A 26321-nucleotide genomic window follows, 5' to 3' on the forward strand; every position below is an offset into this window, starting at 1 on the left:
CGTTACCAGATACCGGAGCCGCCGAACCGTTTGGCCAGCTTGTTCGCCCCCAGTACGAGCGTGAATCCGATCACCGATTTGAATACGCCGACCGCGGCCGGAACGCTGAAGTCCATCTGCTCGATGCCCCGGCGGAATATCCAGGTGTCGAGAATATCGCCGGTGTCGTATACCCGCACGTTGAGGAAGATGTAGACTTGCTCGAACCCGGCATCCAGAATGGAGCCCAATCGAAGGATAACGAGGAGCATGAACACATCCCGTACCCCCGGAAGCGTAACGTGCCAGAGCTGACGCCACCGTCCCGCTCCATCCATGGCCGCCGCCTCGTACTGCTCGCCGTTGATTCCCGCCAGAGCAGCGAGATAGATGATGGCGCCGTAACCCGTGCTTTTCCAAATATCCGTGGACACGAGCAGCGATCGGAACAAGTCGGAATTCGTCAGAACGTCTACCGAGCCCCAGCCCATATCGCGGAAAAAGGTTGTCACGAGCCCGGAGCCCGGAGCGAAAAAGGAGAACATGATACCGTATACAATAATCCATGAAATAAAATGCGGCCCGTAAGTTAACGTCTGGATCGTCTTCTTGAACCAACGAACCCGTATTTCATTCAGCATGAGCGCGAGCAGCAAATCCGGCAGCATATTGAATACGATCCGGTAGAGGCTGATCAGCACCGTGTTCTTCATTAGGACCGGAAAGTCCGGCGAGTTGAATACTTCTCTGAAGTTGTCCAAACCTACCCATGGACTTCCCGATATGCCCTTCATCAGGTTGTAATCCTGGAAGGCGACGACAAGGCCGAACATCGGCACGTAATGATAAACGATGTAATAAATGATCCCTGGGAGCATGAAAAAGTACAGCCACCGGTATCGCCAAAAGGTCCGTGACCATTTCGGCTTCGTCCGTCCGGCGCCTGTGCCGGCCGTCACTGCCGCTTCGCTCATCGTATCCCTCACTCCTCGTCAGCTTCCGGGTTTAGTCGAATCGAACGACGATTCCCATCATTTTTTGCGGATTGCGCTCGTAACGGGTATACAGCTCGGGCAGTTCGCCGAAGGCAACCTGATCGGTGATAAGCGATTGGACGTCGATGCGCCGCTCTTGTATCATTCGCAAGAAATCCTGAACGTTGCGGCCTTCGGTCCAACGTACGTAGCCGATCGGATAATCGAAGCCGAGCTTCTCGTAGTCCGCTTCGTATCGGCCGGGGCCGCCGGCTCGCGATATATGGATGCTGGCTTCTTTGGCAAACAGCAGATCGCGGTCAAATTCCCCGCCGGTATCCCCGACGATGACGACTTTTCCCCGGTCGCGCAGCCAATGAAGCGAAGTATCGATCAAGCTTTCCTTCCGGTTGCTGGCGCATACGAGCACGGCGTCCGCACCCTTGCCTTCCGTCAGGTCGGCAAGCAAATCCTTCATCTTGCTCTCGTTGTCGCAAACATGCGTCATACCGGTCGATACGAGCATGGCTCTGCGTTCCTCGAGAGGCTCCAGGCCGATAACTCTGTAATTGGAGGCATGTGCGATTCGGGCGATAATTTGGCCGAGAATGCCTGCGCCGGCGACGATTGCCGTCTCTCCGAACCGAAGATCGGCCTGGCGAAGCGCGTGAATCGCAATGGCGCCGATGCCGCAAAAAGCCGCTTCTTCGTCGGATACCCCGTCCGGAACCGGAACGGTCAAATGCTTGGGCGAGAGCATAATTTCGCGATGCGCCGGAGTACCGTAGCAAGCGACGCGTTGGCCCGGCTTTACGTGAGTAACGCCCTCTCCGACTTCCGTCACGATACCGGTCGCGCTGTATCCTAACGGAGCTTCCGGATTCGTTCGAATCATTAAGAGCTCCGTGCCGATACTGACGGATGAGTAAGTAATTCTGACTTTGACATACTGCGGTTGGATTGGTGGTTCCGGCAAATCGACGAAGACCGCAGATCCGTTTCGGCTTTTGAGAGCTCTCATACGTTCCTCCTGATTTACATCTAATTTACATCCATCATTTGTAAATCATTTTACTGTACATTTGATGTACATCTGATGTACTGATTATATACAGCTAACAAACGGAGCGTCAACCATAAATCATCCGAAACGAACCGTTTTATCGAACTTTTCTATTTTTGAAGCCGCTAATTTAGTGAGAAAACGAAAACAATTAGGGTTTTTTAGTACATTTTGTAAGCGTTTTCAAATTTGGACGTCGTCTTTCCCGAAAATAGAAAAAGCCCCTGCTCCAGAATAACCGGGGCAAGGGCTGCGGGACATGCGCAATATTTTCCATTTTAATCGCAGCTTTAAGTCTTTTTTTCCGTTGCTCTTTCGTTTCCGGCTGCCAGCAGCTCCTTCAGCTTTTCATGCAGAGCAGGTTCGTCGAGCATGTCGGACCAATGCTCCTTCAGCCATCGGGTGAACAACCGCAAATCCTGCATTCGCAATCCGATATCGCGATGATAAGCGAAAGAAGGGAACATTTCGCGGAACATCGAATAGCGGGAAGGACGCTTCAAGCCGTTCTCCGCAGCCATTTCCGCCGATTTTTTTCTCGCCGGGATACTGACCGTCCTCTCGCGGATCAAATTTTGCGCATCGGCGGAAGACAAGTAATCGACGAACCTTCTCGCTGCTTCCTTCGAGTTGGAATGGCGGACCAGAGCCGTGCCGATCGTAAGCAGCAGCGTTCTTTGCGCGTCCCCCTTGCGCAAGCTCGGAAGCGGGCAAATGTCGTAATCCAGCGACGACAGATGCGCGAACTCGTTCAGATTGAAATACGTGGACAAAATAATGGAAACCTGTCCGTCGATAAACAAGCGAATCGTCTCGTCGTTTCCCTGCGCCAAGTAGTTCGGGAAGACGTCGCGGTTGCCGACGAGCTCGTTGAGCGTCCGCAAGGCGCTGACCGCCTTCGGAGGCAAAGCCTCGCCCGCTTGATGTACCCCTGGTGTATTCGCCGTTCCTTGCAGCAAAAAGACCGAATACCGGTTCTCCGACGCGGGCACGAAATAAATGCCGTGCCGCCCTCTTGCCTTGGCCAGCTTCTCCCCGGCAGCGAGCAGATCGCTCCAGGTCCAGTAGCTGTCCGGCTCATGTAGGCCGGCCTCGCGGAAATGACTTTTGTTATAGCAGACGACGACAGGCGAGAAGGAGACGGGCTTCGCGTAGAGAGCCCCATCGAATTCGAACGCCTCTTCCGTAATCGGATAAAGCTCGGGATCGGATTCGATTTCCTCAAGCAGAGGCGCAAGATCGGCCTCCGTCCACTCCTGGAATTGCGGACTGTTGAAGGCGACGATGTCCAGCAGGCCGTTCGAAATCATCTCTTCGGCCGATTGAACGTAGCTGAGGTGATTGAGCGATATGCGGCGGACGTGAATGCCGGGGTTGAGGCGGCCGAACTCCGCGATCAGCTCGTCGATCAAAAAATCGGTCGTGAGCGAAATCGAGCAGCCGAAATTCAATGTAATCGTCTCTTTGGCCCTTGGCGTCACCATGCTGCCAACCCGGTCAATCTTGACGATCAGCCCTTCCTCGACAAGCTGGTCGAGTCCTTTGCGTATCGATTTGTTGCTTAATTGAAACTGCTCGGCCAAAGAGCTTTCGGCCGGCAAGTACGTTCCATCTTGACGAATGCCCGTGATGATGTCCGTTCGGATCACGTTGACGAAATGATCCAGCCTTTCTTGAAACGATGATCTGTCTGATTTATAACTCATGTATGATTTCTCCTATTTATCTACTGTGGACATCAGTACATATTTTCAGACATTTCACATCAAATGTCAACTATGGCCAGGTCATCAAGCTCTCTGGTCGGCACTTTCGAGCAATGTCGATTGCCCATTTCCGAATGCCGATACGCGTTCCGGCCGCTTATTGACTTAGGTATAGAACAATTGCGGATATGTTCCTACCTCTTCCTTTTTGGCTCCAACTATAGAACAACTGCGGATATGCTCCCACCACACTTACTAGCTCCGGCTATAGAACGATTTTTTCGTCCTATATCCCTCTTGCGCTGCCTCTTGGCGCCGAATAAGACGAACATTTCGCGTAATTCCTGCCACTACGTCACTTTAAAGGTAGCCACCGAGGAAATAAAACGATTCTGTCGTCTTATTCCTCCGCTGCGCACAAAGCCAATGACAATAGAACGACTTTTTCGCGTTATTTCGTTAGCAGGAGCACCCAACGAAAAAAATAGGCCGAGCCGGGATCCCCTCGACTCGACCTTATACGCTGCGCTTTATCGACCAGCCCAGCCTACCGCGCTACGCCGGATCCAACTGCACCGCCGCTTGCTTGCCGCTGAGCTGAATGCCTGTCTTCGGCTTGCCCGATGAGCTCAAATCCTTGATTAGCCGCTGAAGCAGCTCCTTCGCTTTCGTCCCATCCTTGCCCTGCGCCTTAATGACGAGAAAGACGGAGCCGCCGGACTTCAATATCCGTTCCGCCTGCTGCCGCTTCGTCTCGAGATCGTGCTCCTCGGTTTGCGGAGTGAGGCGAACTTCCTTCAGCTTCGGTTCCCGTTCCTTCTTCTTTTCCTTCTGTGCTTCCTCTTTGGCCGCTCCCGAGCGCATCAGCTTGCAAGGCGGAGGACTGCTCATTAGCGATAAGGCTATTAAATCCACCTTCAAGCTTTTGGCCATCGCGAGCGCTTCGGACGTCGGGACGATTCCCAAATCCTCGCCGTTCAAGCCGGTAAGATGAACCTCGGACGCTTTAATCTTCTCGTTGATTAAGATGGTCGACACCCTTTCCACGCAAGTAAATTCATGGTCAAAGTGTACTAGCCGCCCATCCTCCGGTCAAGCGAGAAAAAACGCCGCCTTGCTGCGCAATTCCGTCGACTTGGCCCGCAGCGAGTCCGTCGAAGCGGCTATTTCCTGCATAACGGCCGTCTGCTCCTGGGACGCGGAGAACACAAGCTGCGCTCCGTTCCGGATTTGATCCGCCACGCGGGCGACACGACGAGCCTCCTCCAGCTGCTCGGTCGCCTGCCGCGCTTGCGCCGTCATTCGATCGGCCATCGATTCGACGATGGCGGACACTTGCTCCGCTTCCTGATGAACCTCGTGAAAAGCGGCGGCGAACGCTTCCCCTTGCTTCGCTTCCCGCTCCGACACTTCGGACTGCGAGCGAATATGGACGACGGCGCGGCCAACCTCCGCCTGAATGGCCCCAATCAGTCCGCGAATGTTTTTGACGGCAACGGCGCTTTCGTCCGCAAGCGATTTGACCGCTTGGGCGACGACGTCGAAGCCTTTTCCCTCATCTCCGGCTCTGGCCGCTTCGATCGAAGCGTTCAGGGCGAGCAGGTGAGTCTGCTCCGCAATATCGCCGACGACCGCCGAAATCGTACCGATCTGATTGGCGTATCCGTTCAGCTTCTCCACGACATCCATGGCGTCCCGGTTCAGCTCGGACAGTTGATGCATGCCCCCGACAAGAGAGCGGAATACCTCTTCGCTCTGAACGGCCGCACGATTCATATGCTTCGTTCGCTCTTTCGCGGCTTCCGCCTCCGAGCTCATTCGGCCGGCAGCCTCGGAGAGCGCCTCGGCATCCTGGCGCATCCGTTCCGCCGACTCCGCTTGAATTTGCGTTCCGGACGTGATCGTCTCCGATTCGTTCGTCATCTGCTCGATTTGCCCGACCGCCTGTCCGATCGCTTCCTGGAGCTCCTTCACATGAACGTCCGTCAGCTTAGAATTGTCCTGAATTCCCGCAATAATCGTTCTTAATTGACCGAGCATTCGTTCGAAAGCTTCGCCGAGCGCCTGCATCTCATCATTGGAGGCAGACGCAGCGACTTTGACGCCGAGATCGCCTTTTGCCGCTTCCTGAGCCGCCCGGGTTAACGCCAGCAGCGGTCGAAGCAGCCATTTTGCCGCAAAAAATCCGAAAAGTCCCGTCCAAAAAATACCGAAAGCAAGCGTCAAAAGAACGAACAGCCAGCCCGGCAAAAAGGAAAACGAATCCTTGAGCACCAGAAGAAAAAACGCGCTTGTGCCGTAAGTAACCGCCGAAGCGGCCGTAATGCCGATGACCATTTTTTTCACTATGCCGATCTTTGGTGTCATGAGGTTGCCTCCAAAAATGTCGATTACCAAGTCACCCACGGCTTCGAGCCGGGGCCCGAATTCATAAGCATATCGACGAACGGAATCGTATACGCGAATAAGATTAGGACGACAACGAGCCCGATCCACACTCCCCAACGCTCGAACAGCTTCGGCGTCGGCTGCGCGGCGTCGGCGACTTCGCCCAGCGGGTATTCCGTGCTTCCTTTTGGCGCGCGGGCAAGACCGATGACATTAATAATCATGAGGACGACCGCTACGAACAGAATCATGCCTCCGATCGCCATCGCGACGTGATACGGCATCCATAAGACGGAATCGGGATGGTCATTGTACGTCGTATAAGCGGTGCGCCGAGGCGATCCGAGCAAGCCGACCGTATGCATGGAGCCGGACATGAACAACATTCCGATCAACCATAGAATGGTCTGGTAAATGCCGAGCCGGTTCATTTTCGGAGTCAGCACGCGATTCGTAACGACGGGTATGAGCCAGTAAGTGATGCCGAAAAAAGTAAGAGCCACGCTAGTCGCCACCGTCAGATGAAAATGCCCCGTCACCCACAGCGTATTATGAACGACTTGGTTCATTTGGTTGCTGGCGTTAATAATGCCGCCCGCTCCGGCGGGAATGAAGACGAGCATCCCCATGAACGGAGCGAAGAAGCGAACGTCCTTCCAAGGAGCACCTTTGCCCAACCGAACAGTCCCCTCGTTCCTCTCGCTCTTCCGTTCGTCTCGAACGTTGCGAACAAGGAGAAGGCGGTCATCAAGGACGGAATAACGACCATGAAGGTCAGAATAACCTGGATGTATTTCCATACCGGCGAGATACCCGGCTCCATAAGCTGATGGTGAAAGCCCACCGGAATAGAGAAGAGCAGCAACAGTAGAAACGAAAGTCTCGCCAATGCGTCGCTGAATATTTTCCCGCCGATGATCTTCGGAATGATGACATACCAGCAAATATATGTCGGCAGCAGCCAAAAATAGACGAGCGGATGACCGAAATACCAGAACAGCGTGCGGCTGATCATAACGTCGATCGTGTCGACCCAGCCGAACGACCACGGAATGAATTGCACAAGCACCGTCGCCGCCACTCCAATCGTCGCAATCAGCCACATGAGCATCGTTACGACGGCCATGAATGCGAACAGCGGCGACAGCTTATCTTCGTTCGTTTTTTCCAATGCCGATATTGACCGAAAATACCGAACCCGCTAACCCAGCTGCCGAACACGATAAGCGCCAGAGCAATATAGAAATAGGGCGAAGCTTTCATCGGAGCGTAGAACGTATAGAGCACGGTCGCTTGATTCAGCAAAATCACGACGGTAGCGATAACCGTTCCGAGCGACATAAGCCAAAATCCGATCCAGCCCATCTTGAGAGTATGCGGCAGAAGCTTACCTCCGAGCGACTTCGACACACCCGAATATAAGAAGCCGATTATAAAATAAGTGGTGAAAATAAGCGCCATCAAAACGCCGTGAGCGGTGAGCAACTGGTAATAGCCGATTCCGGCGGGCAGCGTAATCATGCCGCCTCGAACGAGTCCTTGGAGCACGCCGGCTATGCCTCCCAGAAGCAGCGCTCCGAACGCGAAGAAAATATGCGCCAGCACGAGCGCCGAATCGTTCCGGTCGAACGAAGGCTCGATCGCCTTCGTCCCGCTAGCATTCGTGGCCATCATCGGATCATCCTCTCTCTTTCTACTTCACGATTAACGTGGTCGACATGTATTCGTGTCCGATTCCGCAATATTCGTTGCACAGAATCAAATACTCGCCCGGCTTCGTAAACGTGTAGGTCAGATGGTTCACTTCGCCGGGGACGACCATCATGTTGACGTTCGTGCCCGGAATTTCGAAGCCGTGGACGACGTCGCTGCTCGATATTTGAAAATGAACGGTCGCCCCCGCGGGAACTTCCATCTTCTCCTGGTTGAAGCCGAAGGTGTAAGCGACCATGACGGCGTTGTATTCGTTGTCGCCGATTTTTTCCAAGCCGGGCTTGTCGAAGGGCGCCGTCTCGCTTACTTTGTCGGGATCGATCTTATGCTGATGGCCGGACGGAGGCTGCATTCCCATCGCGAACGCGCCTACCCCAATGACGCCGAGAAACACGATAAGCATGGAAACGCCGACGATAAGCCATATTTTTTCCAGCCGATGGATGTGCAATGTCGTCTACCCCCTCGATACGAATAAGAAAAATACAGCCAACCAAGTAACGACTATGAAACCGGCAAGCAGAAGGACGGATACGAAAGTTCCCTTCAACGACGGCTCTTCCCGGTTTTCGGACGGAAGGCGGTCTTTGCTCATGCGCGATCCCCCTCTTTTCCTGTTAGTGATCTTCATCTTGAGCAGGCGGCTCGATTCTTGCTCACTCGACGATTAATTTACCGGTCATTTTCGTATGTCCGGCTCCGCACATGATCGAGCACAAGAAGTCGAATTGTCCGGTTTTGTCGGCGACGAACGAGATGGTTTCGCCGTTTTTGATTTCCTGATCGTAGCCGCTGATTTTGACGGCGTGGTTGCCCTGCGAATTTTTGAGCGTGATTTTGACGGTGTCGCCCTTGGACACTTTGATTTCCGTCGTGTCGAATTCGAAGTTTTTGGCGTTTAGGGTGAACTCCTTCACCGCTCCGGCTGCTGCCGCATCGGTATTGGCGGGCGTGGACGCCGACGGTGTCGGTTGGGCCGATTGTTCGTTTGCATTATCCGATTTGCCGCACGCGGACAGAACGAGTACCGTCGCCAAAACAAAACTTAAACCTGCAACCCACTTTTTCATTTTCTTTTCCTCCAATTAAGTTGGGAATGACCTTCTGATCCCATCTTAACGGCGAAAGGTTGGCGCCACTGTGACTTCTGTCACAAGGAATTTGAACTTTTCGGACACAAACTTATAACAAAATTGTCACTTGGAAAGCGGTTATGTGAGGAACGTACTGCGCTGGGGGAGCGATATTGAGGTGAAGAGCGGGTTGGTTCGGCAGGGTTGTGATGCTTTGCGGCACAATTCTGGCGGAGGACGGACTCGTCGGCGGTGTTGTGATGCTTTCAGTCACAATTCTAGCGGAGGACGGCTCGTTCGGCGGTGTTGTGATGCTTTCAGTCACAATTCTAGCGGAGGACAGCTCGTTCGGCGGTGTTGTGATGCTTTGCGGCACAATTCCGGCGGAGGACGGCTCGTTCAGCGGTGTTGTGTTACTTTGCGGCACAATTCAGGCGGAGGACGAACTCACCGGCGGTGTTGTGTTGCTTTCAGTCACAATTCTAGGGAAGGATGGCTCGTTCGGCGGTGTTGTGACGCTTTGCGGCACAATTCAGGCGAAGGACGGACTCACCGGCGGTGTTGTGATGCTTTCAGTCACAATTCCGGCGGAGGACGGACTCGGCGGCGGTGTTGTGATGCTTTCAGTCACAATTCTAGCGGAGGACGACTCGTTCGGCGGTGTTGTGATGCTTTCAGTCACAATTCAGGCGGAGGACGGACTCACCGGCGGTGTTGTGTTACTTTACGGCACAATTCCGGCTCGGCATACCGCCTAGAATAAAAAAAGCCGCAAAGGATAGTCCTCGCGGCTTACTGGGATTGGACCTGGCAGCTTTCGCAAATGCCGTATACTTCGAATCGATGGCTGAGAATCTTATATTGGCCCGGCAAATTCATCTGCTGCTCCATCGGGCAATAGTCGAACGTCAGCGTCTTCTCGCAATTAACGCAAATGAGGTGGTGGTGATGATGATCCACGCAGCTGCCTCTGAACTTGAGACCGCCCTCCATGAAATAAAACTGCTCCAAAACGCCCATTTCGCTCAGCATACGGAGGTTGCGATACACTGTGTCGAAGCTGACGCTCGGGTATTTGACGCACATTTGATCGTAGACGTCTTTCGGGGACAAGTATCCGTCGTGATCGGCGAATATTTGAACCAGTGTTCGGCGTTGATCGGTTATTCTCCAGCCGTTCCTGGTCATGACGGCGAGCATTTCCTGAACCGTGTGGCTGTGGGACATTCTATTTCCCGCCCTTTCCTGGCAGTAACGCATGATTACATACGCATATTTTATTACTTTAACAAAATTTCTCCTTATCGTCCATCGCCCGCATGCGCTTCAATGACTCTCGGCGCACAACAGAAAAACAGCCGATTGCGTAATCCTCGGCTGTTTCCTCGCTCATTCTCCACGCCTTGCTGCTCTATCCGCAAAGCTGTTGCTACCCCTCCGCCGCAATTCGCGCCGCCTTCGTCCGCTCGATCTGAGCGAGATGCGTTCTCGAATGCCGGACGAAGCTTTCGAACAATTCGTATAGAGGAACCTCTTTCCCTTCGTTCAAGCCGATCCGATTCCAATCCGCCTCGGACAATCGCCCGTAGTACAGGACATTATAAGCCAAAATCGAATCCAGCGCGCTCAGCAGCCTATCGATCGATTCCTCGTTCGACTTGGCTGTCGAAACCCATGCGTCTTGATCGTACAGCACGAAAGACGGGTTCGGCTCGGCCACGATTTTGCGGATGCGCACCGAATGGACGAGGCTAGAATCGACCAGATGCGCAACCACTTCCTTAACGCTCCATTTGTCGGGAGACGGCTTCCAGCTTAGCTGTTCGTCCGTCAGTCCTTCTACGCTGCTTCGAATCCATTCCGATGTTGCCTTATAATCCGCGAACGAACGCAACAAAGTTTCACTCACGTTACTCTACTCCCCAATCTTCGTATAGTTGTCCGTTATGCTGCCCCCGCAACGGAGGCGATCTGTAAACTTGAAAATCGAAGCCCGACAGCTTGACCGGATAACCGACCGTCGTCGTGGCCGTTCCGTTAGGAAGCGGCAGCTTATGAAGCAGGCCGGATTCGGCAACCGCGGGATCTCGCAAAATGTCCTCATAGTCGTTAATAGGAGCGCACGGCACTCCTCTCCGGTCGAATTCGGCGAGCCATTCGGCGGAAGTGCGGCGAGAGAACTCGGCTTGCAGCAAGTTGGCCAGCTCCTTCTGATGGCGCGCCCGCAAGCTCTGATTCGCAAACCGGGGATCGCCTGCCAGCTCTGCCTGTCCGATCGCATCTGCGACTTCCCTCCATAGCTTGTCGTTGCCTGCGGCGATGACGAACGGTTTGTCGCTCGCTTCGAAGCCTTGGTACGGAGCATTGCGGGGATGAGCGCTGCCAAGCCGCTTGGGAGCGACTGAATTGCCGTAATATTCGCTCGTCTGGAGCGCCGAAATTCCAAGCGCGCTTGCCAGCATGGAGGTGTCCACATAGGCGCCTTTACCGGATCGGGAAGCTTCGTACACAGCGGCTACTACCGTAAAAGCAGCGTACAACCCAGCCGCGAAATCGGCTACCGGAACGCCGCTTTTCACCGGCGCGCCGCCCTCTTCGCCCGTGACGCTCATCAGTCCGCTTATAGCTTGGATCGTGACGTCGAATGCCCCTTTTTGCGAATAGGGACCTTTCTGGCCGTACCCCGATATCGAAGCGTATACGAGCTTTGGATTTTCCTTAGCGAGCGTCTCGTAATCGAGTCCGAATTTTCGCAGCACGCCGGGCCTGAAATTTTCCACGATCACATCGGCTTTAGCGCTCAACTTTCGAAGGCGATCCACCTGCTCCGGCGATTTGAAATCGACCTCGATGCTACGCTTGTTCCGATTCAACGAGCTGAAATTGGCGCTGAACGCTTCTTCATCTTCTTCTTCTTCGTTCGTGAAGAAGGGAGGCCACTCCCTCATCCCGTCTCCGCCGTCCGGACGCTCGACCTTCACGACATCGGCTCCCAAATCGGCGAACAGCTGGCCGGCAAAAGGCCCGGCGGCGATTTGACCGAATTCCAACACTCTGAGTCCCGATAAGGGTCCTCGGCTCTGATCAGACATGATTTATTTCCTCTCTGCGATAGGGTGTCGTCCAATGCGGATTCAACCGTAGACCGGCGCTTCGTTATCGTGACGGGTCACGACGTCCCTCGATTGTCCGGTTGCCACATCATGAATATGGCGAAGCTGCTTGCCGATATCGGTGCCGTAAATATGCACCGTTACGGCGATCTCGTCAAAAGGATTGGACACTCCGTGAATATCGTGATCCGGCGGATAGACGAAGGTAATATCTCCTTGATCCGCCCTAACCTCGGCTATCTCTTTAATGGCATATTGCGGTTGACCGTCTTCTCCGACATCGAATCTGCGATACCTCTTTTCGATGACGGAGCCCCGGTAGATGCCGACGAGCCCCCATACGAGATGATCGTGCACGGGCGCTGTCTGGCCGGGCCCCCATACAAAAGCGATCACGGAGAAAGCTTCGTTCTCCGGCCGATACAGCAAATACTGGGCGTATTTGTTCGGCAGAGGCTTCCGGTAATGCTCCGGCAGCAGTTGATCGTCCGTCAGCAGCTCCTGCAGCAGCGGCCTCACTTTATCAATAATGGCGCGGTAGTCCGTCTCTTCGCTTACAATTCCGGCAATGCTGCTCTCCAACCGTTTCCAATCGTACCGTTCGCCCAATCCTTTCTCCTCCTCTTGCCTCTAGTCAAAAACCGGTCAAGCTTGCGGCGTATTCGGGGTAAATCAATCGCAGCCGCTCGCGGACAACCTCCCGCAACACGCGGCGTTCCTCGTTCGTCGGCGACGCCGTCTCGCTTACTTCCGCTTCCGCCTGCAGCTCGAAGCCTGTGTTCGCCCGAACGGTTTCCGGGCTGACTCCCTGAGCGACGCTCGACAGCTTCAGCGCGCCGTCCGTCCCGGCGGGACGAAGCGTGCCCAACGGAGTGAACACCCCTGCCAGACTCCCTCTGCGAAACACCCCCGGCCCCGACCTCGAAGCGGCGGTCCGAAAATCGAGCTCGTCCGGAAATCCTTTGACGGAATGCTCCGTCTTGAACAATAGAATACGGCGGCAAACCGAGTAGACGACGGCAGCTCCGGCTCCTCCGGGCAAACGAACTTTGGGCGTGCGGTAATCGCCGATGGCTTGCAGATTGATGTTGCCGTAACGGTCGATCTGGGCGCCGCTCAAAAAGAAAACATCCGCCCCGCCGCGCTGCATCCAGTCGAAAAACTCCTTCGTCCCTTCGAACGGCCAATCCGGCTGCCCCAGAATATAGACCGATGCGTTCGGCGCATGCAGCTCTTTCGCCAACAAAGCGGCGGCTGCGGGAATCGGCGAATGGTTGCCTACGGCAATCGCCTCTCCGTCGCGCAGCTCTCTGGCAAGCGAGCATATCAAATAAAGTTCCGATGCGGAAATCATATCCCTTACAGCTCCTATGACGGGACGGCCGTCCCAATCGCGTCCCGATTTCCCGGATCGCGAACCATTTTCGATAAATAGCTTTCAAAAGCTTGCTCCGATTTCGAAGCTGCCGCGTAGTCGCGAACATAAGCGGCGTCCTGCGCATAATAGCCGGGACAGCCCGTCGGATAAGCTCCGTTTGGCGCATGTACGACAGCGGACAAATAAAGAGATGGAATGAAGGACCCCGAGCCTAGGCTCAGCTCGCCTCTACCGACGACTTCTTCGACGGTGACGATCGTTCGTTTGGCCGCTTGCGCCAAAAGCCGGTTGTTCTGCGACGAGCTCGCCAGCACGTTCCCGTCGACGTCCGCCTGGAATGCGTGGAAGACGGCAACGTCCGGACGCAGCGCCGGAACGACGGCAATCGTCTCTTTCTCGTCGAATGGATTCGTTATCGCCCGGAAATCGTCCCGAACGTTCATATAATCCGTTCCGATCAGCCCGCGCACCGGCATGAACGGAATTCCCGAAGCCCCAGCCTGCAGCGCGGCAGCCATCGTCGGGCAAGCATGCTCAAGACCTGAAATCCGCCCCGTCTCGAACGCTCGGCGAAAATGCGGAGCCAGTCCATGCTCCCCAAGCGTAATCTGGGAATATTCCACTCGCTCGACTGCTCCCGCCCCGATTAGAAGATCGGCGTTGATAGCGGCCGAGCCCACGCATACAAGCTTCAAACTTCGCTTGCCCGAGCGGATCAGTTCCCGGATGAACGACATCGGAGACATCTCCATATGCCCGGTCATCGCCAGCTCGGCGCTGTCTTCCACGAGCTTTGCCGCTTCTTCCATGGAGACGAACTTGGAAGAAAAACCGCGATTCTTCACTCGAAAATCTTCCTTTCCCGCGCCGTCTTCATCCCGGCCGTTCATAACGGTTCATGACAAGCGGCCCAATGATCGGGGCCGACTTGGCGCAGATCGGGCTCTTCGGACCGGCACCTCGCCGATGCCGCAGGGCAGCGGGTATGAAATCGGCAGCCGGACGGAGGAGCCGAAGGCGACGGCATTTCTCCTTGAATCGGAACGAACGCTTTCTTACGGCTCGGATCGGGAACCGGTATGGCCGATATTAGCGCAAAAGTGTAAGGATGGGCGGGATGCCGGAACAATTCGTCCGCAGGAGCGACTTCGACCAGCTTGCCGAGATACATCACGCCGATTCGATCCGAGATGTGCCGAACGATATTCAAGCCGTGCCCGATAAACAAATAAGTAAGACCCAAACGGCGCTGCAAATTCTGCATGAGATTGATGACCTGGGATTGCACAGACACGTCCAGCGCCGATACGGCTTCGTCCGCGACGATGAACTTCGGGTGCAGCGCGATAGCGCGGGCAATGCCTATTCGCTGCCGCTGACCGCCGGAAAACTCGTGCGGATGACGATCGTACCAAGCCGGGTTCAACCCGACCAGTTGCATAACTTCTTCGACCTTTTCCCGCTTCGCTCTTCCCCGCAAGGATTCGTGTACCCAGAACGGCTCTCCGATAATATCGCCGACTTTCCATCTGGGATCGATCGAACCATAAGGATCCTGGAATACGATCTGCATCTCCCGGCGCATAGCCTTCCAATTCCGAAACCTCGGATTAAGCAAATCCTCCCCTTCGTAACGGATTTCTCCGTCCGTCGCCTTTTCCAGATTCAACAGCACTCGTCCGAGAGTCGACTTGCCGCACCCGGATTCGCCGACAAGGCCAAGCGTCTCTCCCTTGCGGATTTCGAACGACACGCCGTCTACGGCCCGAACGTATCGCCTGCTTCCCGGCAGCAGGCCCCCGCCAGCCAGCGGAAAATATTTCTTGAGCGACCGAACCTCCAGCAGCGCTTCGCCTGACGGTTCGTTGACTCGGTTCACCGACTCAGGCTCCTCGCTCCGCTCCGTGACGACGATGCCGATGGAAGCCGCAGCCTCGGCGTTCCCAATAACCTGATCCGAGTGCCAGCAGGCGACCTCCCGGCCGTCCCGTTCGACGAGCGGAGGCTCGCTCTCCGCGCAGCGCTCCGTCGCGTATGGGCAGCGCGGATGAAAACGGCAGCCAGACGGCAAGTCCGAAAGGCTCGGAATCGTTCCTTCGATCGAATACAGAGGAGAATCGCGGTCATTGTCCAGCGTGACGATCGAACGGAGCAGCCCTTCCGTATAAGGATGATAAGGGCGCTCGAACAGCTCCCGCGTCGTCGATTGCTCGACGATTTTCCCCGTGTACATGACTGCGATTCGGTCGGCGATTTCCGCCGCGATTCCCAGATCGTGCGTAATGAGCAAAATCGACATGTTGTACTCGTCCCGAAGCTCGCGCAATAAATTCAATATTTGAGCTTGGATCGTAACGTCGAGCGCCGTCGTCGGTTCATCCGCGATGAGCAGCTCGGGTCCGCAGGCAAGGGCAATCGCGATCATGACTCTCTGCCGCATTCCGCCGGACAATTCGTTCGGATGCTGCTTCATTCGAAGCTCCGGATCGGGAATGCCGACCTTGCGCAGCAGAGAAATCGCTTCTTCCTTCGCTTTCGCTTTGCTCGTCCTTTTGTGCCTCCGGATAACTTCCGTAATTTGATACCCGATCGTAAAGACGGGATCGAGCGCAGTCATCGGCTCCTGAAAAACCATCGCTACCTTTTTTCCCCGCAGCTCGCTGATTTCCCGTTGGGATAAGCCGACCAAGCTCTGCCCGTCCAGCAGCACATCGCCATGGGTAATCCGTCCGTTGTCGTAATCGATCAAGCGCATAACGGACAGCGAAGCGATCGTCTTGCCGCTGCCGGATTCGCCGATCAGACAGACGATTTCTCCGCTGCCGATCTGCAAGCCGATCTTGTCGACGACCTGCAAGCTTCCGCCGTTCTTGTTCTTGAACTCGACGGACAGCTCCTTCATATCGAGCAAGGGCGTCGCGGACTTGTCGGGTAATGCGTTCATTGTTTTCACCTTCTTCCGCTTTTCGGATCCAATCGGTCCCGAAGCTCGTCGCCAAGGACATTAACCGCAACGACCAGACATGTAATAGCCAATCCGGGAAACGTCGCGATCCACCAGGCGACAGTCAAATAGCTGCGGCCCTGCGACAGCAGGAAGCCCCAATCGGGAATTTCCCCGATCTCTCCAAGTCCCAGAAAGCTCAAGGAAGAGCCCATCAGAATCGAGCTGCCGATTCCCATCGCGGCCATGACGAGCAAGGGAGAAAAGCAGTTGGGCAGCACGTGGCGGAGCATGATTTCCGTATTCGAAGCTCCGACGGCGCGCGCCGCATCGATGAACGGGCGGCTTTTGACGGTGATGACCTGCCCTCTCACAACTCGCGCATATCCCGGAATCATGGCGACGCTTACCGCCAATATGACGTTCAACTGGCTGGACCCAAGCGCCACCGAGATCGAGACGGCCAGAAGGATGCCGGGAATGGACATGACGACGTCGATCAGCCTCATGAACAAGGAATCGATCCATCCTCCTCGATAACCCGCCAGCAAGCCGATCAACGAGCCAATCAGTCCGCCGATCAGGACGGACCCGATTCCGGTCAATAGCGACTGACGGCTTCCGTAGACGATAATCGTGAACACGTCTCGGCCGAACTGGTCCGTACCTAGCCAATGCCCGGCGGACGGACCGTTCAAGATGGCGTCGACGTTCATGACGAGCGGTGAATACGGCGCGATCCATTGAGGCGCAATTGCGCACAGCGCCAAAAAGACGACGGCTAATCCGGCCAGTCCGAGCACCAGCCCCGTCCACGATATTCTCCATCGCATGCGGACGCGGATCAGTCTGCTCGAACGGCTCGGACGCAACGTTACGGATTCCGCATTCATCGCTTTCACACCCTTTCATAGCCTAAATTCAGTCAAGCTTTGCTCCTCACTCGGGGATCGACATACGAATAGGAAAGATCGACCGCGAGATTCACGAGAATATAAAAGATGGAAGCGAACAATATCGCCGCCTGCACGACGGGTATATCCTTCTGCATGATCGCGTCTACGACGACTCTGCCGATGCCTTGCCGGGAAAAGACGGTTTCCGTGACGACCGAGCCCGACAGAAGCTCTCCGATCAATATTCCGGTCAGCGTAATCGTCGGAATCAAGGCGTTGCGAAGAATATGGCGGTACAGCACGCTTCTCTCCGACAAGCCCTTGGAGCGCAGCGTCACGACGAAGGGCTCTCCAAGCACTTCCAGAATGCTGTTCCTCACCATGCGGGCCAGCGCTCCCGAGCATGCGAAGCCGAGGCAGCATGCCGGAAGAACGAGCTGCTCGAAGCTGCCGTTGCCGATAGCCGGAAGCCAGCGCAAGCTGACGGAAAAGATGAGAATCAACAGGATGCCGAGCCAGAACGTCGGCATGGAAATGCTGAACAAGGTCAGCGTTCTAATGACGTAGTCGAGCAGCCGATTACGGTAAACCGCCGACAAGATTCCAAGCGTGATTCCTAGCGCGAGGGCGACGATGACGCTGGCCGCGGTCAACGTTAGCGTCGCCGGAAACTGCTCAAGCAACCGATGAAGAACCGGTTCCTTGCTAATGAAGGACACTCCGAAATCGCCCCTGACGATGCCCGACATATAATCGGTGTACTGAGTCAGCAAAGGCCGATTCAGACCGAGACTTTCATGAAGCTTGGCGATCGTCTCCTCCGTCGCGGTCTGCCCGACGATAAGCTCCGCCGGATCGCCGGGCAATACGTTCATAATGAAGAAGACGAGCGTGAGCGAGCCCCATACGACGAACACGGACGCGATCAGCCTGCGCAGAATCGAATTCCACATAGCCTCGAACCTCTCAACTTATTTTTTCAACCAGGCGTCATAAAACAACGGGAATCCGTGAGCGTCGAACGCCAATCCTTGCAGCGACTTCGATGCGCCGACCGTATACGGGAACACGTAGACCGGAATAACCGTCGCTTGGTCGAAAATACGTTTTTGGGCTTGCTTGTAGATGGCGACGCGCTTTTCCCGATCAAGCTCGCCGTAGGCTTGATCAAGCAGCTTCGCAAGCTCCGGATCGTTGAAGTCGAAATAGTTGGCTACCGAGCGGAATACATCCGGATCGGCGCCATATTGGCTTCCAATCCAAAGATCGAAATCGCCCGTCTTGGACCGTTCCGTATAAGCGCCTACCGACAACGAAGTTATTTTCAGCTCTATGCCGTTTTTCTTCCATTGGTTTTGCACGAGCGCCATAACGTCCATTCGTTTTTCGCGATTCGCGTAGAAGTCGATCATTTCCAGACTGAGCCGCTTACCGTCTTTGACGCGGATGCCGTCGGAGCCTTTTTTCCATCCCAGCTCGTCCAGCGCCTTGCCCGCGTCCTCGATGCTCGACTTCCATTCGTCTTTCAATGAAGCGTCCGATCCGAGCAGGGACGGCGAGAGATACGTATAAGCGCGGTCATACGTGCCCAGATAGACCGTTTTGACGATGCTATCGAGATCGAGCGACGTTCGCAGCGCTTCCCTGACCTTGACGTCGGTCAGCAGAGGACGCTTCGAGTTCAAGTGGATCGCCGGATTATAGTTCAGCATTTCCGCCTGATAGATTTGGAAGTTCGGATCGCTTTTGAAGGACACGATGTTTTGGGGCGGGATAATATCCGCTGCCTGCACGTCCCCGCTCTGCAGTACTCCGACCCTTGTTGCTTCTTCCGGAATGACCTTCACGACGATTTTGTCCAAATAGGCCGCTCCCGTGTGCTTGGCGGAAGACGGCGGCCAATTGTAATCCGGGTTCTTCTCCAGCACGTACTCCGTCCCAGCCGTATAGCTCACGAATCGGAACGGACCGGTGCCAACCGGATGATGGCTGAATTCGTCGCCGTATTTTTGCACCGCTGCCGGAGAGATAATGCCCAGGTTTTCCTTGGACAAATTCGTCAGGAATGGCGCGAACGGCGTGGCAAAATGGATCTTGATCGTATACTCGTCAATGACTTCGGAGGATGTGTAAGAGCCGATATCGTTCTTGGCTACTCCCGGCGCCTCCAGCTTGCCGATCCTGTCAAAGTTGAACTTGACCGCTTCGGCGTTGAACGGCGTCCCGTCGTGGAATTTGACATCTTTCCGCAGGTGGAACGTGTAGCTCTTATTGTCCGGCGCGATCTCCCAGTCGGTCGCGAGCCACGGCTTGAACGTGTGATCCGGCTGCTCCTCTACGAGACTGTCGAAAATGTTCCGCTGAATACGGGAGTTTTGCGGGCTGCCCGTCTTTTGCGGGTCCAAAATATCGTTCGCGATAACGGTACTTAACGCAAAATTCAGTTGACCGCCTGCCGTCGGCGTGCCCGCTGCCGCCGAAGCGGACGCTTCGGCGCTCGTCGGCTCATTGCCGGATTGGCATCCCGCCAGCACGAATGCGGCCGTCAATATGGCTGTCAATCCTTTGATCATCTTGTTCTTCGCTTTCATATCCACCCGTCCCGTCGATTTTCTCGTTCTTAGTTTTCGGACCGCATCAACCGTATACCGTTTCTTTTGCATAGCGATTTTCAGGAATTTTCAAGCCCAGATGCCCGCGAAGCGTATCGTGCTCGTACTCGGCGCGGAACAGTCCCCGCTGCTGCAAAATCGGAACGACATGCTCTACGAAATCCTCTAGGCTGGTCGGTAAGTTTTCCGGGCTAATAATGAAGCCGTCGGCTGCGCCCGCTTCAAACCATTGCTGTACGATGTCCGCCACTTGAACTGGCGTTCCCGTAAAGATGCTTCGCGGAGTCGCGACAGCCAGCGCCACTTGGCGAAGGGTCAAGTTCTTTTCCTTGGCTTCCTTTTTGATGAATTCCGTAAAGCTCTTATGGCTGTTCAAGCCGATGTCGCCCAAATCCGGGAACGGCTCGTCCAGCGGATATTGGGAGAAATCGAAGTAGCTGAACGGTCTTCCGAGCGCAACAAGAGCGTTTTCGATGGTGACCAGGCCAAGCTTCTCTTGGTATCTGCGTTCCGCCTCTTCTTCCGTAACTCCGATAATCGGGCTAATTCCCGGTAGGATAAGAAGCTCCTCCGGAGCTCTTCCGAAGCTGGCTGCGCGTCGCTTCATATCTTGGTAGTAAAGCTTCGCATCCTCGATGTTCCCATGTCCGACGAAGATGGCGCTGGCGTGCTTCGCTGCGAAATTCCGGCCGTCCTCCGAGGTGCCCGCCTGAAAAATCACCGGCTGGCCTTGTTTGGATCGAGCGATATTAAGCGGACCTTTCACCGAGAAAAACTCGCCCTTGTGATTCAATTCGTGCAGCTTGCCGGGCTCGTAGAATACTCCCGCCTTCTTGTCTCTGACGAAGGCGTCGTCCTCCCATGAATCCCACAGCCCTTTCGTAACCTCCAGATACTCATCCGCAAGCCGATAACGAACATCGTGATCCAGATGCTTATCCTTACTGTAGTTGTCCGCCGTCCCTTCCAGAAACGAGGTTACCACGTTCCAGCCGGCGCGCCCTCCGCTAATGTGATCGAGCGACGCGAACTGTCTGGCTACGGTGAACGGCTCGCTGTAGCTGACCGTCAGCGTCCCGACCAAGCCGATCTTGGAAGTAACCGCCGCAAGCGCGGACAGCACCGTAAGCGGCTCGAAGCGGTTCAAGTAATGAGGCGTCGACTTTGGCGTTATGTAGACGCTGTCCGCCACGAAAGCGAAATCGAATTTTCCCGCTTCCGCTTTTTGAATCTGGCGCGCATAGAATGGGAAGTTCGTCCCCGCATCCGTCACCGCGTCCGGATGCTTCCAGTTGTCCCATCCCGTTCCTACTCCGTGAAGCATCGCTCCAAGCTTTAATTGACGTTGACTCGCCATGTTAATCTCTCCTTTGTTTAATTATTAGTTTTCCGATAAAATTACTTGTTTTTATGATAGACGGTTGCAGCGCGTTTGTAAAATTGGATTGTCTGAACGGTAGATTCACTTTTTATAAATCAACTGCTTCGCGCTTCCATGATCTGCATTCGACCTCCCGCGAACGCCGGTTTCTTTTAAATCTAGTAAACCAGTTGGTTTAATTGTAATTTGTGCTAAGATATTTATAACGGATTACTCTCCTTTTGTACAATTGAAAAAAAGAAAGAGTTCGTTCAGTTTTTATGAACCGACTTTCAAGGTGAGGGCTGCACAGTGGATATTCGAACAATCAAAACGTTTCAGACCATCGTCAAGCACGGAAGCTTTCAACGAGCGGCGGATGAGCTGCAATACAGCCAATCCACCATTACGATGCACATTCAAAAATTGGAGACCGATGTGGGATTGAAGCTTTTGGAGCGAGGGAAAAAGCTGCGGCTGACGGAGGCCGGACGGTTGTTGAACCAAAAAGCGGACGTTCTTCTGAAGGACTACGACCATTTGAACTCCTCCATGGCGGAGCTGGTCCAAGGGGAAGCGGGAGTCGTGAGGCTCGGAGTGATGGAGCCGACGGCAAGCTATCGGCTTCCGGCTATTATCGGACCGTTCCTTCAGCAATATCCGAAGGTTCAGATTAGCATTCAAATCGGCAATACGACCGTTCTCCACCAGATGCTGGAGGAGGATCAAGTAGATTGGGTCATCTGCACGACTCCGGACACGGGAATCGGCCACCTGTTCGAGCCGCTGTTCGTCGAGAAGCTGGGCTTGCTCATGCCGGACAGTCACCCTCTAGCGGTCAAAGAAGCCATCTATCTTCGGGACCTTCAGAATGAGAACCTGCTCGTGACGACTAACGTCTGCCCTTTCCGCCGCAAGCTGGAGAGCTCCCTGCTTGAGAAAGGCGGGAGCCCCTACAACGGGATGGAGATCGGCAATATGGCCGCTTTGAAGTTCTATGTGCAGGCAAGCTTTGGCCTCGCTGTCGTGCCCTATATTACGGCGGTTCCCGCCCCTGCTGGAACCGTGCTAAGAGAGATCGAGGATTTGGATTCCGGCCTCGTTACCGGATTGCTGCGCAAGGAATCGGGAGCCGTATTGAGCTCGGCTTCGATCAAGCTGATCGAATGCTTGCGCGAAGGACTGACGAAGCCTCTTCAGCCGATCGACTCTGCTGCGTCACCTATCTTTCCTTCAATTTCTTCCCGCAATGTATGAGGTTTGGAAGGCCCGTGCAACTGTCTGGGACGAACAAGATACGATGCAAATTAAAACGGAGCCCAACCTCTTTTTCTCGATGGTCGGACTCCGTTTTATTTAAGCCAAAAATAACAAAACCCGCATCCTCGTCCGGTTGTGAACTTGCATGGTGGAGCCAAAGTGAATCATGCTTTCCCAATAAAATGAGTTCTGCTCCTGAAGTGCAGCAAGCTAAGTTCGCTGTTCATACAAATGTTTAACCAGTTTTTGGTTTCTCTCTTTAAATATTTCATGATGCGAAGAAACTCGTCCTGTCTCCTCCGCCCCCGGCTCGATATATTGTTTGGCTTTGTTCACTGCATTGGCCGCGTCCTGGAATGCGCCTGCGATTAAGTGAAGCTTACCTTCATGATGCAAAATATCTCCCGCCGCAAACAGGCCTGGAACCGATGTCTCACTCATGGGATTGCCGTCAATAAAGTACTCGTCCTTCATTTTAATATTTAGATTGTTTTTCGATGTCAGCTCTTTATCCCGTTCATAACCGTGATTAATGATCACATCATCCACCTTAAGCACAGTTCGAGCGCCTGCTTCGCTATCGACCAACTCTACCTTCTCGATGTTTTCGTGATTTTCCCCGGCAATCAGTTTGTCAATTGTTGTGTTAAGCAAGCATTCAACGGAACTGTCAAATAGACGGGCCACATCTGCTTCATGCCCCTTCAACATATCTTTCCGGTACGTTAAGTATACTTTTTTCGCAATCGGCTCCAATTCATTGGCCCAATCAACAGCGGAGTTCCCACCGCCGGAAATCAATACGGTTCTTTCCTTAAAACGTTCGAGCGATTTGACGACATAATGCAAATTGCCCACTTCAAACCGCTCCGCACCTTCCACTTCCAATTTAATCGGCTTTATAATACCGCCGCCAATCGCTAAGATCACTGTTTTCGAAAAATGGGTTTGACTCGTTGCCGTTCGAATGACAAATAAACCGTCTTCATTTTTATTGATTGAGGTGACCTTTTCTCCCAGTACCACATCGGGATCAAACGTCAACCCTTGTTGAACCATCTGCTCAATCAACGCAGCCCCGGGAATCGGCGTCAGCCCTCCGACATCCCAAATCATTTTCTCCGGATATACGTTGACCTTTCCGCCCAAATAAGGCTGAAACTCAATGATTTTGGTCTTCATTCCTCTTAAACCGCTATAGAAAGCAGAAAAAAGTCCCGCCGGACCGCCGCCGATAATCGTTACATCATACAATTCCGTATTCATCTCGTCCTCCTCCTGATCAAAATTTGTTCCATTTCTTGCATGTCCGAATAGCTAAAGCACGTTGCCAATCAACAACCGATTGATTCGCAACGTGCTCCGTTCAATGAACAAGGAGGCACTATTCCTTCGCGCCATCTAACAAAATGCGCTCAAAAAAGTCGAGTTGTCCGTTTAATGAAATTGGATCGCTGAAATAAAACGAGGGTTCATGAATATAGTAAACGCGTTTATTCTGAACGATAGGTAGCGTTGCATATAACGGATCGTCCAAAATCGTCTTTCTTTCCTCTGTCGGACCAGAGATAAATACATAATCTCCTAGATAATCGGGCAATAGCTCCTCGGAAAGCTGTACATATCTCACATCGTTTTTACTTAACTGATCTTCTAAGATTTTCGGGTATTTCAATCCGAGCGACGTATACAACACTTCCGTTCCGCGACCGAAATTGGGTCCGTAAATATACAATTCCTTGGTGTAATCGCCAATAACACTCACGGTTTGAGAGGAATCGAATTCTTCTTCAAATCTTTTCTTTGTAATGGCAAGCCGGTTCTCCCAATTCGCGACTTGCTTTTGCGCTTCGTCAACCTTGCCTACAATCTCACCGATGTCGAGAAGAGTTTCAAGACGATTGGTTCGCTTCGTTAAATCGAAAACAACGGTAGGCGCAATTTCTTTCAGCTTATCAATATTCGGGTTAGTCGAATCGGTAATAATGAGATCCGGATTGAGCGCCAAAGTTTGCTCAACGCTTTCTTGAGTCAGCAATTCTGCATCCTTGACTTGATCCCCTATAAACTTGCTTTCCTTCGCATTCTCAAAAACACCAATCGGCGTAATCCCTAAACTCAGGAAGTGACCCGGGTAGTGCCATGTCGCAACAACGACTCGCTTGGGATTGGCGGGAACTTCAACCTCGCTACCCAAATCGTCTACAAATATTCTTGTCTCGGATGCGTTGCTGATTGGATTCGTTGCAGCTGCTTGACTTGCCCCGCTCTGCTCCGTCGCCCCCGTATTCGTCGTTGCCGCCCCTCCTGAACAAGCGCTGAGCAATAAAGCAAAACATAAGCATAGAGTCGCTAGCATAGAGGGTTTTGTTACTTTAACCATCGATAAGTCTCCTTTTTTCTTTCCATGATAATGAAATTCATTATCAATATAGCACCAAAGCCATTCCCAATCATTAGCGTAATTGCTCCTCATTATAGGATAATCTGCTACTTTCCGTTTGTTCTGATACTGAGTTTTGAACCGACTGGGGGTGATGCCGCTATATTTTTTGAAGAGACGAACGAAATAGGATACATCTGCATAACCCACCCTGGAAGCAATCTCTTGCAGCGTTGCATCTATCGTTAGCAGCATGCTCTGCGCTTTTTGCATCCTTATTTGGATCACGTAGTCGATCAGACTCTTTCCCGTCTTTCGCTTAAACTGCTTACCCAAATATGAAATACTGTAATTGAACTTTTCTGCAACCGAAAGCAATGTAATGGGGGAGTTATAATTCTCCTCTATATAATAAACGGCTTGGTCTACCAGGTCTGGCTTGAAGGGATGAATTTCCCAATCCTGTTGTTGCCGCAAGAGCTCGTATACGAATTGATAAAATAATGCTTTGACATGGAAGTGTTCAAGTTCCCCCTGTTTATTCCATTCCTGATACATCTTTTGAACTTTGTCCAGCAAGTTGATAGGATAGGATGGCGCAAAAACGTACTGCATTTGAAACGGATTGCTCTTTTCCATCAACTCCAAAAGGGTATGACGAATGGGCAAAGGCAACGCCGCTTTATAGAGAATTAAATAATATTCGAACTCCTCTCCTACACGGTTGATGTCGATACATCCGCCCCTTCCGCTATGCAACACGTGATAATGCTCCACATCATGCATCTTGCCGTCCAATATTACACGCGCTTTGCCTCGAACCGAATAGAGAAAACCGCTTGCGGGCAAACGATAGGAACGAAGCTCTTCCCCTTTCTTCATCTGAGTATAACGAATATCTAATACTCGGATGGAGGCGGTTTTCCATAATCGCAAATGGTCATTCTGATTCATTGAACTCACGCAACCTTTACTGTTGGTAGCAACGTCTATCGATTATCCGGCAACACAGACAAGTTATCGACTCGGATTCATTAACATTATATGTGATAATCATTCTCATTTTCAATGATTCCTGCGGAATTCCTGACCCTCGCTACACGCAAAAAGCCGACCTCACGCGGTCGGCTTTTTCTTGGTGGAGGCGGTAGCAGTCGTTTTTCCAAGCGCATCGGTAACGGCAACGAGTCGGTTTACGCATCGTAGCCATACACAGTTTGGTTGCCGTTCGGATCGGTTTCCGCGATCAGATTGCCCGCCGCATCGTATTGAAAGGTCATAATCTGACTGCTGACCCCTGCCGCACGAGTCGTAACTGCAATTTCGTTCGATACAGCCGTACGACCGTTCTTGAAAACGAGCTAGTTTCTTCGCACCACTATTAAAATTCGTTCCTGACACGCTCGACTGATACACTTCGAACCTGTCTACTTTTTCAGACGTCGGACACTTGAGACCATTTCAACATAAACGAAGTGT

General features: G+C 53.3%; 23 protein-coding genes and 1 pseudogene. 2 read left to right on the forward strand and 22 right to left on the reverse strand.

The genetic code is table 11. The annotated features are described in order from the left end of the window. Positions 1–2: 2 nt before the first annotated feature. The 9 genes and pseudogenes from D3H35_RS01960 to D3H35_RS02000 form a co-directional block, all read right to left on the reverse strand. Positions 3–953, reverse strand: coding sequence for an ABC transporter permease (locus D3H35_RS01960; RefSeq protein WP_119147537.1), 951 nt, complete (start codon positions 951–953; stop codon positions 3–5). Between the two features lie 31 nt (positions 954–984). Continuing rightward, on the reverse strand, positions 985–1974 hold the full coding sequence (locus tag D3H35_RS01965) for a zinc-dependent alcohol dehydrogenase (protein WP_119147538.1): 990 nt from the start codon (positions 1972–1974) through the stop codon (positions 985–987). A 332-nt stretch (positions 1975–2306) separates the two neighbouring features. Beyond that, a complete protein-coding gene (locus D3H35_RS01970; protein WP_119147539.1) occupies positions 2307–3722 on the reverse strand; it encodes an extracellular solute-binding protein in 1416 nt (471 codons plus the stop codon). A 555-nt stretch (positions 3723–4277) separates the two neighbouring features. Continuing rightward, positions 4278–4751, reverse strand: a complete 474-nt coding sequence (gene infC, locus D3H35_RS01975; protein WP_119147580.1) for a translation initiation factor IF-3 — start codon at positions 4749–4751, stop codon at positions 4278–4280. 63 nt (positions 4752–4814) lie between these two features. Beyond that, positions 4815–6089: a methyl-accepting chemotaxis protein gene (locus tag D3H35_RS01980; RefSeq protein ID WP_119147540.1), complete on the reverse strand. Its 1275-nt coding sequence runs from the start codon at positions 6087–6089 to the stop codon at positions 4815–4817. Positions 6090–6112: 23 nt separating this feature from the next. Further along, positions 6113–7781 (reverse strand): annotated as a pseudogene (locus tag D3H35_RS01985) (cbb3-type cytochrome c oxidase subunit I). Between the two features lie 22 nt (positions 7782–7803). Next, positions 7804–8274 (reverse strand): cytochrome c oxidase subunit II, encoded by a 471-nt coding sequence (locus D3H35_RS01990; protein WP_119147541.1) that lies wholly within the window; start codon positions 8272–8274, stop codon positions 7804–7806. Between the two features lie 6 nt (positions 8275–8280). Continuing rightward, positions 8281–8418: a cytochrome c oxidase subunit 2A gene (locus D3H35_RS01995; RefSeq protein WP_119147542.1), complete on the reverse strand. Its 138-nt coding sequence runs from the start codon at positions 8416–8418 to the stop codon at positions 8281–8283. A 61-nt stretch (positions 8419–8479) separates the two neighbouring features. Further along, a complete protein-coding gene (locus D3H35_RS02000) occupies positions 8480–8893 on the reverse strand; it encodes a cupredoxin domain-containing protein (protein ID WP_119147543.1) in 414 nt (137 codons plus the stop codon). A gap of 212 nt (positions 8894–9105) precedes the next feature. Between D3H35_RS02000 and D3H35_RS02005 the strand changes: the two genes are divergently transcribed. After that, positions 9106–9654 carry a hypothetical protein gene (locus tag D3H35_RS02005; protein WP_119147544.1) on the forward strand — a complete coding sequence of 183 codons (549 nt, stop codon included), beginning with the start codon at positions 9106–9108 and terminating at the stop codon, positions 9652–9654. 34 nt (positions 9655–9688) lie between these two features. Here D3H35_RS02005 and D3H35_RS02010 read toward each other — a convergent pair whose 3' ends face one another. The 11 genes from D3H35_RS02010 to D3H35_RS02060 all read right to left on the reverse strand — a co-directional run bounded on the left by D3H35_RS02010 (position 9689) and on the right by D3H35_RS02060 (position 21196). Beyond that, complete coding sequence (locus tag D3H35_RS02010) at positions 9689–10123, reverse strand: Fur family transcriptional regulator (protein WP_119147545.1); 435 nt, start codon at positions 10121–10123, stop codon at positions 9689–9691. A gap of 202 nt (positions 10124–10325) precedes the next feature. Continuing rightward, positions 10326–10805 (reverse strand): DinB family protein, encoded by a 480-nt coding sequence (locus tag D3H35_RS02015; protein ID WP_119147546.1) that lies wholly within the window; start codon positions 10803–10805, stop codon positions 10326–10328. A 1-nt stretch (position 10806) separates the two neighbouring features. Further along, complete coding sequence (locus tag D3H35_RS02020) at positions 10807–11988, reverse strand: CaiB/BaiF CoA transferase family protein (RefSeq protein ID WP_119147547.1); 1182 nt, start codon at positions 11986–11988, stop codon at positions 10807–10809. Positions 11989–12030: 42 nt separating this feature from the next. Continuing rightward, complete coding sequence (locus D3H35_RS02025) at positions 12031–12618, reverse strand: cysteine dioxygenase family protein (protein WP_119147548.1); 588 nt, start codon at positions 12616–12618, stop codon at positions 12031–12033. A gap of 25 nt (positions 12619–12643) precedes the next feature. Beyond that, the gene (locus tag D3H35_RS02030; RefSeq protein WP_119147549.1) at positions 12644–13363 is read right to left on the reverse strand and encodes a CoA-transferase; all 720 of its coding nucleotides are present in this window, start codon (positions 13361–13363) and stop codon (positions 12644–12646) included. A gap of 14 nt (positions 13364–13377) precedes the next feature. After that, entirely contained in the window at positions 13378–14232 is an 855-nt protein-coding gene (locus D3H35_RS02035) for a CoA transferase subunit A (RefSeq protein ID WP_158593903.1), read from the reverse strand. Positions 14233–14273: 41 nt separating this feature from the next. Then, a complete protein-coding gene (locus tag D3H35_RS02040; protein WP_119147551.1) occupies positions 14274–16331 on the reverse strand; it encodes an ABC transporter ATP-binding protein in 2058 nt (685 codons plus the stop codon). A 5-nt stretch (positions 16332–16336) separates the two neighbouring features. Beyond that, positions 16337–17224 (reverse strand): ABC transporter permease, encoded by an 888-nt coding sequence (locus D3H35_RS02045; RefSeq protein ID WP_119147552.1) that lies wholly within the window; start codon positions 17222–17224, stop codon positions 16337–16339. A gap of 32 nt (positions 17225–17256) precedes the next feature. Then, complete coding sequence (locus tag D3H35_RS02050; protein ID WP_119147553.1) at positions 17257–18180, reverse strand: ABC transporter permease; 924 nt, start codon at positions 18178–18180, stop codon at positions 17257–17259. 18 nt (positions 18181–18198) lie between these two features. After that, the gene (locus tag D3H35_RS02055; RefSeq protein WP_158593904.1) at positions 18199–19818 is read right to left on the reverse strand and encodes an ABC transporter substrate-binding protein; all 1620 of its coding nucleotides are present in this window, start codon (positions 19816–19818) and stop codon (positions 18199–18201) included. Positions 19819–19864: 46 nt separating this feature from the next. After that, on the reverse strand, positions 19865–21196 hold the full coding sequence (locus D3H35_RS02060; protein ID WP_119147555.1) for an LLM class flavin-dependent oxidoreductase: 1332 nt from the start codon (positions 21194–21196) through the stop codon (positions 19865–19867). A gap of 315 nt (positions 21197–21511) precedes the next feature. On the opposite strand from D3H35_RS02060, the gene D3H35_RS02065 reads away from it, so the two are divergent. Then, positions 21512–22456, forward strand: a complete 945-nt coding sequence (locus D3H35_RS02065) for a LysR family transcriptional regulator (protein ID WP_119147556.1) — start codon at positions 21512–21514, stop codon at positions 22454–22456. Between the two features lie 213 nt (positions 22457–22669). Here D3H35_RS02065 and D3H35_RS02070 read toward each other — a convergent pair whose 3' ends face one another. Both D3H35_RS02070 and D3H35_RS02075 read right to left on the reverse strand, forming a co-directional pair. Beyond that, entirely contained in the window at positions 22670–23725 is a 1056-nt protein-coding gene (locus tag D3H35_RS02070) for an NAD(P)/FAD-dependent oxidoreductase (RefSeq protein WP_119147557.1), read from the reverse strand. Positions 23726–23843: 118 nt separating this feature from the next. Beyond that, positions 23844–25796, reverse strand: coding sequence for an AraC family transcriptional regulator (locus tag D3H35_RS02075; protein WP_119147558.1), 1953 nt, complete (start codon positions 25794–25796; stop codon positions 23844–23846). Between the last annotated feature and the right edge of the window lie 525 nt (positions 25797–26321).

The organism is Cohnella faecalis (assembly GCF_003570905.1).
Taxonomy (GTDB): Bacteria; Bacillota; Bacilli; order Paenibacillales; family Paenibacillaceae; genus Cohnella; species Cohnella faecalis.